Below are 18,384 nucleotides of genomic sequence, written 5' to 3'. Positions count from 1 at the left end.
GCCACCGTTTCGCCCGCTGCGCCCTGCCGGCTCACAGCCGCTTCTGCGGCACCACCTGTCCCGGCCCTGCCGTTGTGGTGTCACGGGGGTGTCGGAGCCAGCCCTCCCGAGAGCACGTATCACCACGGAGAGCGATATGCCTGACAGTCATAAATATGCCCGTCAGGCATATCGCTCTCCGGAACCATCGTTCCGGCTCGGTCCGACGCTGCCCCGATCGGCGTCGCCCGGAGCCGACCCCGGCCCCGACCAGCCCGGGGCCGACCCCGGCCCCGACCAGCCCCAGACCAGACCAGACCCGACCTCGGGCCGAAACCGTGCCGAGCCGGGACCGAGTTCCGCCGGGACCGGCCCGGGTGCCGGAAGGTCACGGTTGCGGGCCGGTCCGGGCTGCCCGCGCCGGTGCCGGGGGCGGGCAGCCCGAACCGGGGTCGGTCAGCGCGCCAGCAGTTGGTGCGCCGCCCGGATCTGGGTCCACGACTTCGGCTGCGCCGGGGCGGTCGTGCTGCGGGTGGCGGTGGCCGGGGTGGGCCGGCCGGGGGTGAACAGCCAGGTCGTGAAGACCGGGTCCAGGTCGAGGCCGGAGATCCGCTCGGCGAGGGCCTGGAACTGGGCGATGGTGCCGTTGCCGTACCGGTGCTCGGCGGTCCAGGCGGGCAGGATCCGGAAGAACGCGTCGTCGCCGACGGTCAGCCGGAGCTGGTGCAGGGCCATCGCGCCCCGGTCGTAGACCGCGTCGTCGAAGACCGCGCCGGCACCCGGGTTGCCCGGCAGCACCTGCCAGAAGCCGTCGCCGGCGGGGTAGTTGGCGTAGGTGAAGTCGAACAGCTCCTGCGCGGTGCCCTCACCCTGCGCCTCCGACCAGAGCCACTCGGCGTACGAGGCGAAGCCCTCGTTGAGCCAGATGTTGCTCCAGTTCGCCACCGAGACCGAGTCGCCGAACCACTGGTGGGCGTTCTCGTGCACCACCACGTACGGGTTGCTGCCGCGTCGCCAGAAGCCGGGCCCGTACACCGGGCGGGTCTGCGTCTCCAGGGCGAAGCCGAGGCTGTCGATCGGCGCGGCCACACCCCCCTGCGCCTCGAACGGGTACGGCCCGAAGACGCCACTGGCCCAGTCGACGACCTCGGCGGTGCGTTCGATGCTGGCCCGGGCGGCGGGACCCCGGTCGCCCAGCGTGGTGCTGTAGGCGTTGATCACCGGCTGCCCGTTCGGGGCGGTGTCGGTGACGATGTCGTACTGGCCGATCGCGAGGAACGCCAGGTAGGTCGCGCCGGGTTTGGTGCTGCGCCAGCCCCACCGCATCCGGTTGCCGGCCTCGGCCAGCGGGGGCCGGGGCTGCACGCCGTTGCTGATCACCTCGACGCCGTCGGGCACCGACACCGAGACGTCCCAGGTGGCCTTGTCCAGCGGGTGGTCGTTGGACGGGAACCACCACCAGGCCGACTCGGGCTCGTTGACGGCGAGCGCGCCGTCGACGGTGCGGGTCCAGCCGGAGTAGCCGTTCACCAGGGTCTCGGACGGCACGCCGGAGTAGGTGACCACGACGGTCATCGCCTGGCCGGTGGTGAGGCCGCGCGGCGCGGTCACCACCAGCTCGTGGTCGCCCTCCCGGGCGAACCGGGCGGTCCACCCGTTGACCCGCACCGACTCCACGTCGAGCAGGAAGTCGAGGTTGAACCGGGAGAGGTCCTGGGTGGCGGTGGCCAGGATGGTGGTGGTGCCGCTGAGCCGGTCGGTGGCCGGCTCGTAGCGCAGCCGCACGTCGTAGTGGTCGACGTCGTAGCCACCGTTGCCGTAGTCGGGGAAGTAGGGGTCGCCGAGGCCGGGGCTGCCGGGTTTCGGGGCGGCCGAGACCGCGACCGACCGGCTCTTGCCCGGTCGGGCGTCGGCCTGGCCGGGGGTGCCGGTCACCAGGGTGCCGGCGGTGGTGACGGTCAGGGCGGCGATGGCCGCCGTGAAAACACGTCGCACGGGGTGGACTCCCTCCATCGGGGTGTTCGCACCGACAACCTAATCGACGGCGGTGGAAACGTGTGCGTCGGATCGATGGGGATCGGCTGTTCTCTTTGTGTCGATGTTTCGCTAGCATTACCGACTAGTAACAACGCCTCACCCCCCTTGGCCACGCGCGCGGTCCAGAGGCTCCACCCTTCCTGCCCCCGGAGGACCGTCATGCCCCACCGCGCCCTACCCCGTCGTGCCCTGGCCCGTGCGGCCACCGCACTCGCCGCCCTGCTCGCCACCGCCGTCGGTGTCGTGCTCGTCCCCACCCCCGCCCAGGCCGCCACCGTCCACTACGTGGCGCTCGGCGACTCGTACTCCTCCGGCGTCGGCGCCGGCCCGTACGACCTGTCCACCTGCCTGCGCAGCCAGAAGTCGTACGCCCCGCTCTGGGCCGCCGCCAACGCGGTGACCAGCTTCGCCTTCCCCGCCTGCGGTGGCGCGGTCACCTCCGACGTGATCAGCAAGCAGGTCGGATCGCTGAGCGCCACCACCACGTTGGTCACCATCACCATCGGTGGCAACGACGCAGGCTTCGCCGACGTGATCACCAGTTGCCGGTTCGGCAGCACGGCGACCTGCACCGCGGCGGTCGACAAGGCCAAGAGCTTCGCCACCTCGACGCTGCCCGGCCGGCTCGACGCCACCTACGCCGCGATCCGTGACCGGGCCCCGAACGCCCGACTGGTGGTGCTCGGCTACCCCCGGCTCTTCGAAACCGGCTCCTGTGGAGTGCTGGCGATGAGCAGCTACAAGCGGACCATCCTCAACGAGGCCGCCGACGTGCTCGCCACGGTCACCGCCGCGCGGGCCGGGGCGGTCGGGGCCACCTTCGCCGACACCCGGCCGTTCTTCACCGGGCACGGTGTCTGCGCCGCCGCCCCGTGGATCCGCGACGTCAGCGGCGTCATCGAGGCATACCACCCGAACGCCGACGGTTACCGGTCCGGCTACCTGCCGGCGCTCACCGCCGCGCTGCGCTGACCCACGCCGACGGTCGGCGGCCCCCGGGTCGCCGACCGTCGGCGTCGGGCGTCGGTCGCCTCCGGCGCCCCACCGGAGCGCCGGGCGACACCGCCGACAGCGGGCCGCAGCCGGGGCGCCGACGGCGGGCCGCAGTCGGGACGCCGACGAGTTGATCGGTGGGCGGGTCGTGCGTGCCGACCGGCCGGGGCGCTAGGGTTCCCTCGATTCGTCAGCGCGGCGGTGGGGAGCAGTGGGTGGGCAGGCTCGCATCGGCGTACGGGCAGGCGGTCGCCGCGCACCGGCAGGCCCGGCAGCGGTGGACGGCGGCCCGTGCGCTGCTGGACCGGCTGACCGGGGAGCCCGTCCCGGAACGCACCGCCGACCTGGTCGCCCGACTGGCCCGGCTCGCCGACACGCTGGCCGCCCCACCGGCGGACGGCGGCCCCGCCCCGGTGCGCATCGGGGAGGCGTCCACGGCGGACGGACGGTTCCCGCTGCTGCTGCCGTTGGGTGCCGGCCGGCACCTGGCGGTCGACCGGGACGCCCGCGATCCCCGGGTGGCGGTGCTGCTGCGGGTGCTGGTGCTGCGGCTGCTCAGCACGGCCACGCCGGGCAGCGTGCGGGTGGTCGGTATCGACCCGGCCGCGTGGGGTGCCACCTTCATTCCGCTGCGCCCGCTGCGCGACGCCGGGGTGCTCGGTGGGGTCGCCACCACCGAGGCGGAGATCGGCGCGTTGCTGGACACCGCCGAGGCGCACGCCCGCGCCGCCCAGGCCGGTGCGGGAGAACCGGAACTGCTGCTGGTGGTGGCCGCGTCCGCGCCCGGTCCGCGGGATCTGGCCCGGCTCGCCGCGCTGACCCACGCCGGCCCGACCGCCGGGGTGTGCGTGCTGTTCGCCGGGCGCGCGGTGACCACGCCCGGGCAGGTCCCACCCGCGCTGGGCGGCACCACCGAGGTACGCCTCGACGAACGCTACGCCCGCATCGGCGACCCGCCGGGGCAACCGTTCAGCGCCGACGGCACCGGCCTGCCCGTGCCGGTGCTGCTCGACGGCGATCCGCCCGCCGGGGCGGTCCAGGCGTTGGCCGACCAGTTGGGCGCGCAGGTGCGCCGGGACACCGCCCTGCACCTGGCCGACCTGCTGCCCGAGCGGCGCTGGACCGAGTCCGCCCGCGCCGGCCTGCGGACCGTGGTCGGCCGCTCGGGTCGTACCCCGGTGGTGCTGGCCTTCGACGACGCGACGCCGCACTGGCTGGTCGGTGGCCGCACCGGCGCGGGCAAGACGGTCTTCCTGCTCGACGTGCTCTACGGCCTGGCGGCCCGCTACTCCCCGGCCGAGCTTCAGCTGTGGCTGCTCGACTTCAAGGAGGGGGTCAGCTTCACCGAGTTCGTCCCCACCGAACGGGACCCGTCGTTCCTGCCGCACGCGCGGGCCGTCGGCGTCGAATCCGACCGGGAGTACGGCCTGGCCGTGCTGCGGGAGCTGCGCCGGGAGCTGGGCCGGCGGGCCGGGCTGTTCAAGCGGCACGGGGTGACCAAGCTCGCCGACCTGCCGGACACCGAACCGGTGCCCCGCACGGTGGCCGTGATCGACGAGTTCCACGTGCTGTTCGCCGGCAACGACCGGCTGGCCCGGGAAGCCGTCGACCTGCTGGAGGAGCTGGCCCGCAAGGGCCGCTCGTACGGGGTGCACCTGGTGCTGGCCAGTCAGAGCACCAGCGGCGTGGAGGCCCTGTACGGCCGGGCCGAGTCGCTGTTCGGGCAGTTCGCGCTGCGGGTGGCGCTGCCCGGCGGTGAGCCGGTGCTCGGCCCCCGGGCCACCGTGACCGGCCCGACCCGGATCGGCACGGCGCTGGTCAACACCGCCGCCGGGGCGGCCGGCGCGGACACCCTGCTGCGGTTCCCCGACGCGCACGCCGACGCCCGCCAGCTCGCCCGGCTGCGCTACGAACTGTGGGACGCCCGCCCCGACGACACCGGCCCGCCCGCGGTCTTCCGGGGCTACGCCACCGCCCACGTGGAGGACGAGCCGATGCCGGCCGCCGCCGTGACCCGCCGCCCGGCGGTGCTGGTGGGCCGGACGGTCGACGTGGTCGGCAGCACCGCCCGGTTCGACCTGGACGCCTCCCCCGGCCGGCACCTGGCCGTGGTGGGCACCTCGGCGACCGGCGGGCACGTGCTGCGGGCCGCCGCGTTGAGCCTGGCCGGCCAGCACCGCCCCGGCGAGGCCGAGTTCGTGCTGGTCCCGCTGGTGTCGGCCGCCGACGAACTCGCCGACGACACGGCTGCCGGGTTGAAGGCCGCCGGACACCAGGTGACCCAGGTCGACGCGGCCGGCCTGCGGGCCCGCATCGGTGCGCTGACCGCCGGCCCCGGCGAGCGCGGCCGGACGTACCTGGTGGTCTTCGGGGTGGACGCGGCCGGCGCGGTGCTCGCCGCCGCCGACCCCGACACCTACCGCACCGGCCACGACGACCTGCGGGCGCTGCTGGGGGAGGGGCCGGGGCGTGGGGTGCACCTGCTCGGCTGGTGGCGGGGGCTGCGTCGGCTCGCCGACGACCTCGGTGGTAGCCAGAACCGCGACGACGTGGCCTGCCTGGTGGCGTTGAACGTGCCCGCCGACGATCTCGGGCTGTATCTCGGGGTGACCGATCTGGTGTGGACCCCTCGCCCCAACCGGGCCCTGCTGGTCGACCGGCACGCCCAGCGGCGCACGGTGATCGTGCCGTTCGTCCGCCCCGGACACCAGCCCGACGAGGAGGAACGCTGAGTGGCCGGCTACGACGACTACGCGGCGGCCGTCCGGCAGCTCTCCGCCCGGATCCGCGAGGGTGAGCGGGGTGCCGCCGCCGAGGCGGAACGCCGCCGGAGCCTGCACGCCGGGGTGACCCAGCTCGGTCAGCGGCTGGCCGCCCAGGAACAGCGCCTCACCCAGCTCGCCGCCGCCGCCGGCCTACCTGCCGTGGCCGACCCGACCCCCGGTCCGGGGCCGGTCCCCGGGGCCGGTGCGGGTCCCGCCGTCGGCTCCGGTTCGGCCCCGGGGCCCGCCCCCGGGGCGGGCACGGCTCCCGGCGGGTCCGGGGTGGACGGCGATCCGGCGGTGGTGCTGGCGGAGACCGGGCGGCTGGTCGACGAGGCGGACCGGCTGGGGCAGCAGGCCGAGGCGTTGGCCCGGCGACCCGCTCTGCTGCCCACCTGGTCACCGACCGCCCGCGCGGTCGCCGTCTACGCCGGCTGTGCCGCCGTCGGGGCACTGGTCATGCTGGTGCTGGTGGTCGCCAACGGCATCGGCGTGGTCGACGGCTTCACCCTGGGCGCGCTGACCTGCGCCGGGCTGCCGCTGATCTCCTTCGTCGCCGGCTGGTTGATCCTCGGGCGGTGGGGACGGCCGGCACTGGCCAGCACCGATCCGCCCCGGTACGCCCCGCTCGGCTTCGTCGTCTGCGTCCTGCTGGTGCCGCTGGCGTACTGCGTGACCCTGCTGCTGTTCCGCGTCGTGCGGTGAGGTGCCTGGCGGGGCCGGTGGCGGCTGCTGCTGCGGCGGTGGTGGTCGTTGCGGCGGCGGTGAAGAAGGGACCTCGTCCCGGTGCTCGTGTGCGAACGACCACCGGGGACGCTGGTCAGCCGGCCCGGTAGGAGAGGTAGTAGCCCTCGTACGGCCAGCTGTGGAAGTTGTTCAGCTCGGACGCGGTACCGGTGCAGTCGGAGGTCCGGTAGCCGGAGACGGAACCGAAGCCGTTCCAGCCGATCGCCCAGATCGCCTCTGCCGGGACCGGGCGGCAGATGCCGTCGGGCGTGGCCTGTCTGCCGACGATGATCTGCGTGGTGGCCTGGTAGAAGACGAGGCCGACGTCGGGGACCTTGAGCGTCTCGACAGCGGCTGCGGGCGACGCCGGTATCGTTACGGCCAGTGTGGTGATCAATGCGGCGGCGAGACCCGCAGCGATTCGGCTGGTGAAACTGCGCATGAGCTTCCCTTCCTCACGGTGTCCAGGAACGGGGCCGGAGCTCGTTCACCCCGCAATGAATTGATCTGGATCGATTGTATTCCCCGTGTCAACAACCTCGTCACTGATTGCTGCCGCCGGGTGGCCCGAGTTTCCTGCCGGCACCCCGCGAGCGTCAGGTACTTGACCGTGCAACTTTCCGGCGGTAGCTTGAGATTTCGATCCACCAGCATCAATGGGAGTAGGTAGCCGTGCTGTTGAAATCCTTCGCCATCGCCGGGGTCGTCGCCGGTGTGCTGGCTGTGGCCCCTCCTGCCTCGGCGGCACCCCAGCTGGGGGCCGGCGTCTATCCGCCCGGGAACTGCCAGCCGGGCACATTCTGCGTCTGGCCCCACTGGGATCACCCGAACGGGGTCCCTACGGAGACTCCGTCCCTGGTGACCACCACCGAGTGGACCGGCAACATCACGGGTTTCAACTACTACAACTACACGAACCGAAACGCCGCGATCAGCTGGCGCTTCAACTCTGCCGGAACGATTATGACCGGCACGGACTGTGCTACCCCCGGCGACGGATTCTTCTATGTACCAATGGGCGTGACGAAGGTGAGTTGGAATACGGCGAACGTCTGCTGACCTCCGCCTCTTCTGATCTCCCGAATTCGGTGCCTCCGCTTTCCCGGTGGTCTTTCGTACGGGGACGACCACCGGAGAGGTCGGGCGGTAAGCCCTCCGTGGCTGCTGTTGCCGACGTGGTCACCGCCGGGCCGCACGGTCGGTACCTGTTTCGCCTGCGCCGGGTCGGGATCGAGTTGGTGCCGGTCGCCCACCTCGGCGGGGAGCAGCCCCGGCCGCACCCCCGACAGATCCCGGTGTACGTCTCGATGCCGTGGTCGGCCAACGTCCGCCGCGCCTCGGCGGCCCGCCCGGCGGCGTACCGGCGCAGCTCGGCGGCGTTCACCGGCGTCCCCTCGGCGCGGCGGCCTTGATCAGTCGGGCGTACCTCACCTGCTCGCAGGGGTAGTCCGCGCCACAGCCGCAGACCCGGCGGGTCACCACGCGCGGGGGATGGGCGAACAGGATGTCGTCGGCGTCCTCGACGTCCTGGTCGGAGACGAGCAGGCCGAGGTCGCCGCCGGACTCCGAGGGCAGGTCGGCGTCCGACGCGTTGCTGTCGTACGGACGGCGGTTGTCGTGCGCTCGCTGGCTGTCCTGTGCTCGCTGGTCGCCCTGTGCTCGCTCGTTGTCGTGTGGTCGCTGGTTGTCGTGCTGTCGTCGGCTGGGGTGGTGGTCGGGTCGGTCGTTCATCGGGGTACCTCCAGGTCGGTCTCCTCGGGCGAGGGCTGGTGGGTGTTGAGCCGGATCCGGTGAGTCTCGGCGGGGTCTGGTGGCTGGAGCGCGCCGTCGGGGGCGACGGTCAGCTGCACGGTGCTGGTCCAGTTGCTTGAGCGACTGGCGCTCAAGATCAGATTGCGATTTGCGTACTCCCCTCGGCGTGTCGTGTACAAAATCGCAATCTGATCTTGGTGAGGGTGGTGCACAAGTGGTCGGGGCGTGTGGGCAGGTGGTGGCACGCCCGGTCGGGTCGGGGGGATGACCCGACCGGGCGCTCTGTGCGGGTGCGGAACCGACCAGCTCCGGGTTTGCAGACCTGGGAGCCGATCGATGGGAGCTTTACACATCTAGTCACGCAAGGCAAGCACGACAACACGTTACTTGTCACGAGTAGTGGCACGTGATCGAATGGCGGGGCAGACCTGGGAGTACACACATGCCCGTCAAGCCCAAGTGGCAACAACTCGCGGACCAGATCCGTGGGCAGATCGAATCAGGAGAGCTTGCGCCAGGGGACCAGTTGCCCTCCACCATGCAGCTCAAGACTGAGCACGGCGTCTCGACGACCGTCGTGCGGCAAGCCATTCTCGTCTTGCAGACGCAGGGATGGGTGCAGGGTGTCCACGGGCTTGGGGTGTTTGTCGCCGAGCGGGAGTGACCGGGATGCCCCACACCCCGTGCCCTGCCACGCCGACGCCCCACGGCGACGCCCCATGTCGACGCCGACGCCAACGCCCCATTCCGACGCCGACGCCAAGATCGTGCTACTTCCTGGTTGTAGTGGCATCCCCGCGGGCGTTACGAGGCCACTACATCGTGGATCGAGCACGATCTTGGCCGCAGGTGGCGGCCTAACCGAGCGGGGTTAGCCGAGCGGGGGTAGCCCAGCGGGGTTAGCCGGGCGGGGGCGGCCAGTGGGGGCTTTGCATGGGCCGGGCATTGGCGGTGGTCACCCGTACCGCGTGGGGGTGGTCCCGGTGGGGGGTGGCTGCGTTCGGTGTTCACCTCGTAGGCTCTCTGTGGTCATCGTCGGTGCGGCGGCGTGACTGTGGTGTGTCGACAGGCCAGGGGGAGCGTGTGTGAGCGCGGCGGAGATGATCGCGAAGCTGGCGGCGGCCTCGCAGAAGCTGGACGAGGCGCGGGCGAAGACGGCAGCGGCCGCACAGGACGCCGCCGAGGCGCGTTCCCTGGTCGCCGGGGCGTTGCAGGGCGTCGCCGCCGGCCCGCTGATCGGCGTGATCGACAGCTACCGGCAGGCGCTCGCCCAGGCCACGCAGGGCGGTCAGCCGGCCTACCAGCAGCTCCAGGAGACGATCTCCAAGGTACGCGCGTTGGGTAATTGAGTGGCCCCACGACCGGTGTGGGCGGGCCGGCCGTGGTCGGGTTGCCCGTGTGGCCACCGATCTGCCGGATGGCCGCTGGCGTAACGCGTGCGGGCGGTGTGATCCGCCGGATTCGTGGTGTCGATTCTTCGCGAAGTCAGTTCCACCGCCAGCCTCGGCGCTGGCGGTCGACCAGTTGGACACGATCGAGGCGGTGGGGGATGACGGTGCAGGGGCGTGACGGTGGCGATCTGGACGGGTTCCACGTCGGGTGGGTGCCGGAAGGGGCCGGGGAACTGGTGTCGGACTTCGCTTCCGAGTGGGAGGACGTCAGCTTCGCCAGCCGGGTCTGGGAACGTGCGGTGGAGGACGGCTACCGGGTCGACCTGCGGGTGCACGTGTTGCGGGGGGAACGGCTGACCACGCTGTTGCAGGTGCGCGATTTCCTGGCCGGGTACCACGAGCGGGATTCCGCTGAGTGGCCGCTTGCCGAGTTCGGGCGCGGTGACGGCGTCGGGTTGACCGGCGGGGGCGAGGCGTTCTGGCTGGTCCGACCAGGGCTCGCGGTCGACGTGCTGGTGGATGTCGACCGGTTCGATGCGGAGGCGTCGATCGAGGTCGCCAGCTCCATCAGGGAGCTACCCCTCGGCTGACCCCGGGCGGGGATGATTCCTGGGGGAGGGTTATGCCTGTCAGGCATATTCATGACGCTGTGGCATAAGACCTTCCCCGCATAGTCTGTCCGGACGTCGCCCGTGTCCTGACGTCGCCCGTGCCCCGACGTCGCCCGTGCCCCGACGTCGCCCGTGCCCCGACGTTGTCGGGTTTCCGATAACGCACCAGGTTCCGAAAATGTACACCCGTTCATATTCTGACGTGTTCACCGTCGGCTATGGACGTGGAGAGTCGTGGATCATCGAGAGGTACGCCGCCTGGCGGAGCAGTCTGCCAACTTCGGGTTCTTGGCGGACCATCCGCTGCTGGTCTGGTACGGCGCCGGGGCGGAACTGCTCGTCTACGTCGACGCGCAGTCGGCGATGTTCAAGGCCCGCGCGTTCGGTGACGTCCTCGCCCGGGACCTGGTACGGCGTACCCAGGTCACCCCGGCCAAGGACACGTTCTTTCACCAGGTGCAGGCGTTGCACACCTCGGGTGCCGTCACCGCGAAGGTCTACGCCGCCTTCGACCGCCTGCGGGACACCGGCAACCGGGCGGTCCACGACCACCTCGGCGAGGTCCGTGAGGCACTGGCGCTGCTACGGACCTGTTTCGAGCTGGGCGTCTGGTATCACCGGGCGTTGACCGACGACCGTTCCCCGCGTGGCTTCGTGCCCCCGACCCCGCCTCCGGCGCAGGTCCCGGTGTCGATTGCCGAGGGGCTGCGCGCCGAGATCGAACGGTACAAGCAGGAGCTTGCCCAGACGAAGCTGTTGCTGGACGGGCAACCGTCGCTGGCGCTGGCCCAGGCCGCCGCGACGGATGCCGCCGAGCAGGCGGTGCGGGACGCCGACGCTCGACGCCCGCAGGCCGCCGCGTTGGTCGCCAGTCTCGAACCGGCCGCCGAGGCGGCGCAGCAGGCATTCGACAGTGCGCAGCCGGTGACGGTGTCCGCCGCCAAGCGGGAGGATTTCATCGCCCGCGCCCGCCGCGCCTCCCAGGAGCCGCTGAACGAGGCGCAGACCCGGGTCGAGATCGACTGTCAGCTCACCGCCGCCGGTTGGCAGGTCCAGGACGAGAACCAGCTCAACCTGTACGCGGGCGTCGGCGTCGCGGTGCGCGAGGTGACCCTGGCGACGGGCCGCGCCGACTATCTGCTCTATGTCAACCAGCGGCTGGTCGGGGTGATCGAGGCCAAGCGGGAGGGCACCGCCCCGCGTGGGGTGGAGGCGCAGCTCGGCCGCTACCTCAACGGGTTGACCGCCGAGCAGCGGCTCAGCGCGTGGCGGCGGGAGGCGGCACTGCCGTTCGGATACGTCGCCACCGGCACGGAGACCGCTTTCGTCAACCAGCTCGACCCGTTTCCGCGTACCCGGGAGGTGTTCGCGTTCCATCGGCCGGAGACGCTCGCCCGGTGGATGCGGGAGGCGGACGACGAGCCGGAGGCACCGACGCTGCGTGCCCGGCTGCGCCGGATGCCGACGCTGGACCGGTTGGGTCTGCGCCCGGCGCAGATCGACGCGGTCGACGGCCTGGAACGCTCGCTGGCCGAGGCCCGACCCCGGGCGTTGATCCAGATGGCGACCGGGGCGGGCAAGACCTTCACCGCAGTCACCAGCAGCTACCGGCTGCTCAAGCACGCCCGTGCCCGCCGCATCCTGTTCCTGGTCGACCGGAACAACCTCGGCAAGCAGACCCTGCGCGAGTACGCCGGCTACCAGACCCCCGACGACGGGCGGAAGTTCACCGAGCTGTACACGGTGGACCGGCTCTCCGGGGTCGGCCTGCTGGACTCGTCGAACGTGGTGATCTCCACGATCCAGCGCCTCCACGGGGCGCTGCGCGGCGTCGAACTACCCGACGTCGACCTGGACGACCGGGCGTACGACAGCTACGACCTGGACTCCCCGGCCGAGGTGGGTTACAACCCGCAGTTGCCGCCGGAGACGTTCGACCTGATCGTGGTGGACGAGTGTCACCGCTCGATCTATGGCAAGTGGCGTGCCGTGATCGAGTATTTCGACGCCTTCGTGGTGGGGCTGACCGCGACGCCGGTGAAGCAGACCCTCGGCTTCTTCCAGCAGAACCTGGTGTCCGAATACACCTACGAGCAGGCGGTCGCCGATGGGGTGAACGTCAATTTCGACGTCTACCGGATCAAGACCGAGATCACCGAGGGCGGGCAGAAGATCGAGGCCGGCACGGTCGTGCCGCTGCGGGACCGGCGGACCCGCGCCGAGCGCTACCAGGAGCTGGAGGACGACTTCACGTACGCGGGCCGCCAGGTCGGCCGGTCGGTGATCTCCAAGGGGCAGCTGAGGCTGGTGCTGGAGACCTTCCGCGAGCGGCTGTTCACCGAGATCTTCCCCGGCCGTTCCACGGTGCCCAAGACGCTGATCTTCGCGTGCGACGACAACCACGCCGAGGAGATCGTCGCCATGGTCCGGGAGGTGTTCGGGCGCGGCAACGAGTTCGCCAGAAAGATCACCTATTCCTCCCGGCGGGACGGCGACAACCCCGACACCCTCATCCAGGCGTTCCGCAACAGCCCGGAGATGCGGGTCGCGGTCACCGTCGACATGATCGCCACCGGCACCGACGTACGCCCGCTGGAGTGTGTGTTCTTCCTCCGGCCGGTGCGCAGCGCCACCTACTTCGAGCAGATGAAGGGGCGTGGGGCACGCACCATCGACCCGGCCGACTTCCAGTCCGTCACCCCGGACGCCCAGGTGAAGGACCGGTTCGTCATCGTCGACGCGGTAGGCGTCACCGAGGCCGACCTGGACGAGGCGGTGCCGCTGCAACGGCACACCGAACAGCAGATCTCGCTGCGTGACCTGCTGCGCAAGGCCGGCACCCTCACCGCCGACGCCAACGAGGTGGCCACCCTGGCGTCCCGGTTGTCCCGCCTCGACCGGCAACTCACCGACGACGAACGCGCCGAGTTGGCGGAGCTGGGCGGGCAGCCGCTCACCGGCATCGTCCGGGGCCTGGTCGACGCCGTCGCCCCCGAACAGCTCAACCCGGCGACCCAGGCCGGGCCGGACGCCGTCCGTGACCTGCTGGCCGGGGCGCTGCGCCCGTTGGCTGCGAACCCGCAGCTCCGCGACCGCATCCTGGAGATCCGCCGCGCCCACGACATCACCATCGACGAGGTCAACGTCGACAAGCTGGTGTCGGCGGCCGGGGTGCCCGCCGCCGAACGCGCCCAGGTGACCGTGCGGAGCTGGCACGACTACCTGGAACAGCACCGCGACGAGATCACCGGGTTGCAGGTGTTCTACGAGGGCAAGGGCCGGGTCAGCTACGAACAGCTCAAGGAGCTCGCGGCCCGGATCGCCCGGCCCCCGCAGGCGTGGACCCCGGAGTCGCTGTGGCAGGCGTACGTGCTGCTCGGCCGCACCGCCGAGCAGTCCGGGGCGCGCGGGGTGACCGACCTGGTCGCCCTGATCCGCTACGAACTGGGCCACGACCAGGAACTGCGTCCATTTCGTACGGCCACAGAGGAGCGTTTCCGTGGGTGGCTGCTGCGGCAACAGCAGGCGGGCGCTACCTTCACTGCCGATCAGGTGTGGTGGCTGGAGAGGATCAAGGACGTGATAGCGGTCAGCGTGGAGATCACCCCCGACGACCTGGAAGGGGCACCCTTCACCGAACGCGGCGGCATCGACGGGTACGCGGGCGCCTTCGGCAACCGCGCCGAACCCCTCCTCACCGAACTCAACCAGGAGCTGTCCGCGTGACCGACCTACCTCCGGGTTGGATTGTCGCGCCGCTGGGTGAGCTTGTCGACGTCCTCGACAGTCAGCGAGTCCCCGTCAGTGCCAAGGAACGCGCGGAACGGTCTGGTTCGGTGCCTTACTACGGTGCAGCCGGACAGGTCGGCTTTATCGATGCTGCCATATTTGACGAAGATCTGGTGCTGCTCGGAGAAGACGGCGTGCAGTTCTTTGATCTCTACAAAGGTAAGGCTTACCGGATTTACGGACCTGCATGGGTCAACAACCACGCCCATGTGTTGCGTCCGAGGGGGATGCTGGAAATCAGCTACCTCCACCACTATCTGAATTCCTTCGACTATCGCGGATACGCTAATGGAACGACCCGCCTCAAGCTGACCCAGGCGGCAATGAATCGAATTCCAGTCAGGTTGCCACCCGTCCGGGAGCAGTGTCGCATCGTCGCTGATCTCGGAGTTCACCTCTCGCGACTTGATAAAGCGGCCGACCTGCTCGCCAAGCAGTTGCTGCGCCTGCGCGCTCTGAAGAAGCGAGTGCTGGTCGATGCCGTTCCGCTAGGTGACGAGACCGGCTGGCGGACCGTGACCGTTGCGGAGGCGGGTCGGGTCGACCTCGGTCGGCAGCGGCACCCCGATTGGCACACCGGGGAGCACATGCGGCCCTATCTGCGTGTCGCAAATGTGTTCGAGGACCGCATCGACACCGCCGATGTGATGGAGATGGATTTCCCGCCGGCCATCTTCGAGAAGTTCAAGCTCGTGCCGGGCGACATTCTGCTCAATGAAGGCCAGAGCCCAGAGTTTCTCGGTCGTCCTGCACTGTATCGTGGCGTCCCCCGGGACGTTGCCTTCACCAACAGCCTGCTGCGGTTCCGGGCTGGCCCCGATGTTGATCCGGAGTGGGCGCTGTTGGTCTTCCGACGCCATATGCACGCCGGACGCTTCGCCCGCGAAGTGAGGATTACCACCAATATCGCCCACCTCTCGGCTACGAGATTCAAGGCGGTGGAGTTCCCCATACCCCCGCTCGCCGAGCAGCGGGAAATCGTGGCGCGCACCGCCGATCGGCTGGCGGGGGTGGACCGGCTGATCGCGGAGGTTGAGCACGCTGCGAGGAAGGCAGACGCGCTACGGGCATCGTTGCTGGCGGAGGCGTTTGCGGGGCGGCTTGTGCCGCAGGATCCGAACGACGAGCCGGCCGCCGAGCTGCTCGCCCGGATCAGGGCCGAACGCTCGGCCACCATCCCGAAGCAGCGGACGCGCTCCCGGCGTACCCCCAGGGAGTTGGCGGCACCGCCGACCAGGGTGACCGGCGACGACTACCAGCAGGAGACCTTGCCACTGTGAGCACTGTGGATTCGCGCCGTCTGGTGCAGAAGCTCTGGAACTACTGTGACGTGCTGCGCGACGACGGCGTGTCGACCATCGATTATGTGGAGCAGTTGACCTATTTGCTGTTCCTCAAGATGGCCGACGAGCGGGCCAACCGGACGTTCCGGCCGGAGCAGATCGTGCCCGCCGAGCTGAGCTGGCAGACCCTGCTGGACGCCGAGGGTGACGATCTGGAGGTGCAATATCGGCACATCCTCACCGGGCTGGCCCGGGAGGGTGGCACCCTCGGCACCATCTTCCGCAAGGCGCAGAACAAGATCCAGGACCCGGCGAAGCTCAAGCGGCTGATCGTCGACCTGATCGACAAGCAGGAATGGTCGGGCACCGGGGTCGACGTCAAGGGCGACGCCTACGAGGAGTTGCTGGCCAAGGGCGCGGAGGACGCGAAATCCGGCGCGGGGCAATACTTCACCCCGCGTGCGTTGACCGCCGCGATGGTCGACTGCATGCTGCCCACCCCCGACGACACGATCACCGACCCGGCCTGCGGCACGGGCGGGTTCCTGCTCGCCGCCTACGACCACATCCAGCGTCACCACGGCAGCACCCTCACCCCCGACCAGCGGCGACGGCTCGCCCACGGCGCGATCACCGGCACCGAGCTGGTCGACGGCACCGCCCGGCTGGCGGCAATGAACATGCTGCTGCACGGCATCGGCACCCCCAACGGCCCGTCGCTGATCGCCGTGCGCGACGCCCTCGGCCGGGAGCCTGACCAGCGGGTCAGCCTGGTGCTCGCCAACCCGCCGTTCGGGCGCAGCTCGTCGATCCGGATGGTGGGGGAGGACGGCCGTTCCTCCCGCGAGGAACGCGAGATCGAACGCGCCGACTTCTGGGCCACCACCGCCAACAAGCAACTCAACTTCGTCCAGCACATCGCCGCGCTGTTGGAGATCGACGGCCGGGCGGCCGTCGTCCTGCCCGACAACGTGCTGTTCGAAGGCGGCGCGGGGGAGACCATCCGCCGCCGGCTGCTCAAGCAGTACGACCTGCACACCATGCTGCGCCTGCCCACCGGCATCTTCTACGCCGGTGGCGTCAAGGCCAACGTGCTGTTCTTCGAGCGCAAGCGCGCCCGCGAACAACCCTGGACCCAAAACCTCTGGGTGTACGACTTCCGCACCAACCAGCACTTCACGCTCAAGCAGAACCCGCTGCGCCGGGAACACCTCCAGGATTTCGTCGACTGCTACCTGCCCGGCAAGGACCGCTCCGAGCGGGTGCCGACCGAGCGCTTCCGCGCGTTCTCCTATGACGAGCTGATCGCGCGCGACAAGGTGAACCTGGACATCACCTGGCTCAAGGACGCCTCCCTGGAGGACGCCGACGCGCTGCTGCCACCCGAGGTGATCGCCCAGGAGATCGTCGAGGACCTCCAGGCGGCCCTGCGCGAGTTCGCCGCCATCGCCGAAGCCCTCGGCGCGACAGGCTCCCGGGTCGACGCCGACTGAGCCGTGCAGGCGCACCGCTGGGGAAAAGCGTAGGCGTGCTGGTGGCCCTCCCGGTAGGGTCGCCAGCGTGTACCGTACCGGCCGGTCAGTGGCGTGTTGCCCGGTGGCCTGTCCGTCTTCCTTCCGGGCGCACCAGCTCGCCGCCCATCCGATGTCGTCGTGCTCAGCAGAGCCGGAGGTCCCCACCATGGCCGGTAAGACCTATCAGGTCATCGTGCGCGGCAAGTTCGCGCCGCTCGGCGACGTGCAGCGTGCCGCGCTGCTCGCGAGAGCCGATGAGCATGAGGTGTTCCGGGCGAAGTTCACCGAAGAGGGCACGGTGACCTATGAGCGGTCCCTGCTCGCGTTCACCTTCCGCTGCCTGATCCCGGCCACCGAGGAGGACGGGGAGGCGGTCGTGATCGGGCGGGCGGAAACGCTTGCCGCAGCAGCCGTCGCGGCACTCGGTGTCGACCACCGTGACCTCCGGTCGGTGGCGACCGACCTCGACGACATCAAGATCCGCCACCGGGCACGCGGGTAGCCGGTCGGACCCGGTCATCGGCATGCACATGCGTGGGGCTGCCCGGCTGGCCGCCGCTTCCGCAGCGCTCCCGGTGGTGACGCGTAAACGCCGGGCGGGCCGATCCAGGGAATCCCAGGATCGGCCCGCCGCAGTGGTCGTGACCTGATCAGTCGCCGCTCAGGAGGTGACGCCCCGGACGTTGGTCTTCGCATAGATCCAGTCAGCGACGAGCGCGGTCGGCACCGCGTTCGTGTAGGCCTGCTCGTCCCCGGTGGAGACGACACCTCGGATCAGACTTCCGTCCCAGACCCCCGCGCCGGAATCGCCCTTTGCGGTTACTCCGTTGATCCTCTTGATCTGGAAGACGTCGGCAACGGAGGACTCGACCTTCATCGAGCAGACCTTCAGTGACGGGCTGGGGCCGGTGCCGGTCCGGCTTTCGCGGCCCCAGCCGCGCACGGCCACGTTCACGCCGGCTTTGATGATCCCAGGGCCGGCACTGTATTTGACGATGTTCTGTGTCTGCTTGACCGGCCCGGCAAGGTGCAGGATGGCGATGTCGTAGCCCTTCTCCGCCGCCGCGTAACCGTCGACAGCGATCTGCTGACCCTGTTTCGGGGCTCGGTTCCCGGTCCAGATGCGCATGCTGGTAATCGGACTGACCAGGCAGTGTTCTGCGGTCAGCACGTATCTTTCGCCGATCAGGGAACCCGTGCACTGGAACGACGCGCCGTTGTTGATCCAGATGTTCACCTGGCCCGTCAGGTTGCCACTGGTGGTGCCGTCGATGATTGCGCTCGCCGGTTGCCCGACCATGACGGCAAGCAGCGTGGTTGTCAGCGTCACGGCCACGGCGGCAAGGCGCCTGCCTGCGAAGAAGGTGGATCTGGGCAGCATTGTGCTCCTCGGGCAGGCTTTGCGTGGGCCATGGACGCGGTTGGCGTGGCCGGCAGAAGGGAGCGTAGGGGAGGCCAATCCGGCAAACAAGATCAGCTATGTGCCGGCCCCAAGATTTAACAATCCGGGGGTACGCCGTTCCGGGTCGGCGGTACGGGACATGCCT

Annotated in this window: 17 protein-coding genes; 12 read left to right on the top strand and 5 right to left on the bottom strand. The window is 70.2% G+C overall.

The features are described from left to right. Positions 1-435 precede the first annotated feature (435 nt). Positions 436-1,974: a M1 family metallopeptidase gene (locus ACQP2H_RS21615; protein ID WP_357536941.1), complete on the bottom strand. Its 1,539-nt coding sequence runs from the start codon at positions 1,972-1,974 to the stop codon at positions 436-438. A gap of 201 nt (positions 1,975-2,175) precedes the next feature. Here ACQP2H_RS21615 and ACQP2H_RS21610 point away from each other — a divergent pair, with 201 nt between their 5' ends. From ACQP2H_RS21610 to ACQP2H_RS21600, 3 genes are all read left to right on the top strand, one after another. Then, on the top strand, positions 2,176-2,988 hold the full coding sequence (locus ACQP2H_RS21610) for an SGNH/GDSL hydrolase family protein (RefSeq protein WP_219463856.1): 813 nt from the start codon (positions 2,176-2,178) through the stop codon (positions 2,986-2,988). A 236-nt stretch (positions 2,989-3,224) separates the two neighbouring features. After that, on the top strand, positions 3,225-5,741 hold the full coding sequence (locus ACQP2H_RS21605) for an FtsK/SpoIIIE domain-containing protein (protein ID WP_433228646.1): 2,517 nt from the start codon (positions 3,225-3,227) through the stop codon (positions 5,739-5,741). Continuing rightward, positions 5,742-6,476: a hypothetical protein gene (locus ACQP2H_RS21600; protein WP_433228644.1), complete on the top strand. Its 735-nt coding sequence runs from the start codon at positions 5,742-5,744 to the stop codon at positions 6,474-6,476. A gap of 115 nt (positions 6,477-6,591) precedes the next feature. On the opposite strand, the gene ACQP2H_RS21595 is transcribed toward ACQP2H_RS21600, so the two are convergent. Next, positions 6,592-6,939, bottom strand: a complete 348-nt coding sequence (locus tag ACQP2H_RS21595; protein WP_208570917.1) for a hypothetical protein — start codon at positions 6,937-6,939, stop codon at positions 6,592-6,594. A 416-nt stretch (positions 6,940-7,355) separates the two neighbouring features. On the opposite strand from ACQP2H_RS21595, the gene ACQP2H_RS21590 reads away from it, so the two are divergent. After that, on the top strand, positions 7,356-7,556 hold the full coding sequence (locus ACQP2H_RS21590; protein WP_255597670.1) for a hypothetical protein: 201 nt from the start codon (positions 7,356-7,358) through the stop codon (positions 7,554-7,556). A gap of 98 nt (positions 7,557-7,654) precedes the next feature. Beyond that, the gene (locus tag ACQP2H_RS21585; RefSeq protein WP_357536935.1) at positions 7,655-7,909 is read left to right on the top strand and encodes a hypothetical protein; all 255 of its coding nucleotides are present in this window, start codon (positions 7,655-7,657) and stop codon (positions 7,907-7,909) included. Here ACQP2H_RS21585 and ACQP2H_RS21580 read toward each other — a convergent pair. Together ACQP2H_RS21580 and ACQP2H_RS21575 are read right to left on the bottom strand one after the other, a co-directional pair. Then, positions 7,878-8,228 carry a hypothetical protein gene (locus tag ACQP2H_RS21580; RefSeq protein WP_433228641.1) on the bottom strand — a complete coding sequence of 117 codons (351 nt, stop codon included), beginning with the start codon at positions 8,226-8,228 and terminating at the stop codon, positions 7,878-7,880. The genes ACQP2H_RS21585 and ACQP2H_RS21580 overlap by 32 nt on opposite strands. Further along, the gene (locus ACQP2H_RS21575) at positions 8,225-8,383 is read right to left on the bottom strand and encodes a hypothetical protein (RefSeq protein WP_219463851.1); all 159 of its coding nucleotides are present in this window, start codon (positions 8,381-8,383) and stop codon (positions 8,225-8,227) included. The genes ACQP2H_RS21580 and ACQP2H_RS21575 overlap by 4 nt, the downstream gene beginning before the upstream one ends. Positions 8,384-8,691: 308 nt before the next feature. Here ACQP2H_RS21575 and ACQP2H_RS21570 point away from each other — a divergent pair, with 308 nt between their 5' ends. From ACQP2H_RS21570 to ACQP2H_RS21540, 7 genes are all read left to right on the top strand, one after another. Further along, entirely contained in the window at positions 8,692-8,913 is a 222-nt protein-coding gene (locus ACQP2H_RS21570) for a winged helix-turn-helix domain-containing protein (protein WP_208570915.1), read from the top strand. 421 nt (positions 8,914-9,334) lie between these two features. After that, positions 9,335-9,598, top strand: coding sequence for a DUF6244 family protein (locus ACQP2H_RS21565; RefSeq protein ID WP_357013967.1), 264 nt, complete (start codon positions 9,335-9,337; stop codon positions 9,596-9,598). Positions 9,599-9,798: 200 nt separating this feature from the next. Next, the gene (locus ACQP2H_RS21560) at positions 9,799-10,230 is read left to right on the top strand and encodes a hypothetical protein (protein WP_433228638.1); all 432 of its coding nucleotides are present in this window, start codon (positions 9,799-9,801) and stop codon (positions 10,228-10,230) included. Positions 10,231-10,485: 255 nt separating this feature from the next. Then, on the top strand, positions 10,486-13,977 hold the full coding sequence (locus ACQP2H_RS21555; RefSeq protein ID WP_433228636.1) for a DEAD/DEAH box helicase family protein: 3,492 nt from the start codon (positions 10,486-10,488) through the stop codon (positions 13,975-13,977). Next, positions 13,974-15,320: a restriction endonuclease subunit S gene (locus ACQP2H_RS21550; RefSeq protein WP_433228634.1), complete on the top strand. Its 1,347-nt coding sequence runs from the start codon at positions 13,974-13,976 to the stop codon at positions 15,318-15,320. The genes ACQP2H_RS21555 and ACQP2H_RS21550 overlap by 4 nt, the downstream gene beginning before the upstream one ends. A 5-nt stretch (positions 15,321-15,325) precedes the next feature. Then, positions 15,326-16,816, top strand: a complete 1,491-nt coding sequence (locus tag ACQP2H_RS21545; protein ID WP_433228632.1) for a type I restriction-modification system subunit M — start codon at positions 15,326-15,328, stop codon at positions 16,814-16,816. Between the two features lie 187 nt (positions 16,817-17,003). Further along, positions 17,004-17,339 (top strand): DUF6204 family protein, encoded by a 336-nt coding sequence (locus tag ACQP2H_RS21540; RefSeq protein WP_219463836.1) that lies wholly within the window; start codon positions 17,004-17,006, stop codon positions 17,337-17,339. A 159-nt stretch (positions 17,340-17,498) separates the two neighbouring features. On the opposite strand, the gene ACQP2H_RS21535 is transcribed toward ACQP2H_RS21540, so the two are convergent. Beyond that, entirely contained in the window at positions 17,499-18,218 is a 720-nt protein-coding gene (locus ACQP2H_RS21535; RefSeq protein WP_357536921.1) for a trypsin-like serine protease, read from the bottom strand. Positions 18,219-18,384: the final 166 nt, after the last annotated feature.

Origin of the sequence: Micromonospora sp. CA-248260, assembly GCF_050942205.1 — a bacterium.
Lineage (GTDB): Bacteria > Actinomycetota > Actinomycetes > Mycobacteriales > Micromonosporaceae > Micromonospora > Micromonospora antibiotica.
Note: the sequence above shows the minus strand (reverse complement) of the source record. Positions and strands in the feature narration are given on the sequence as shown.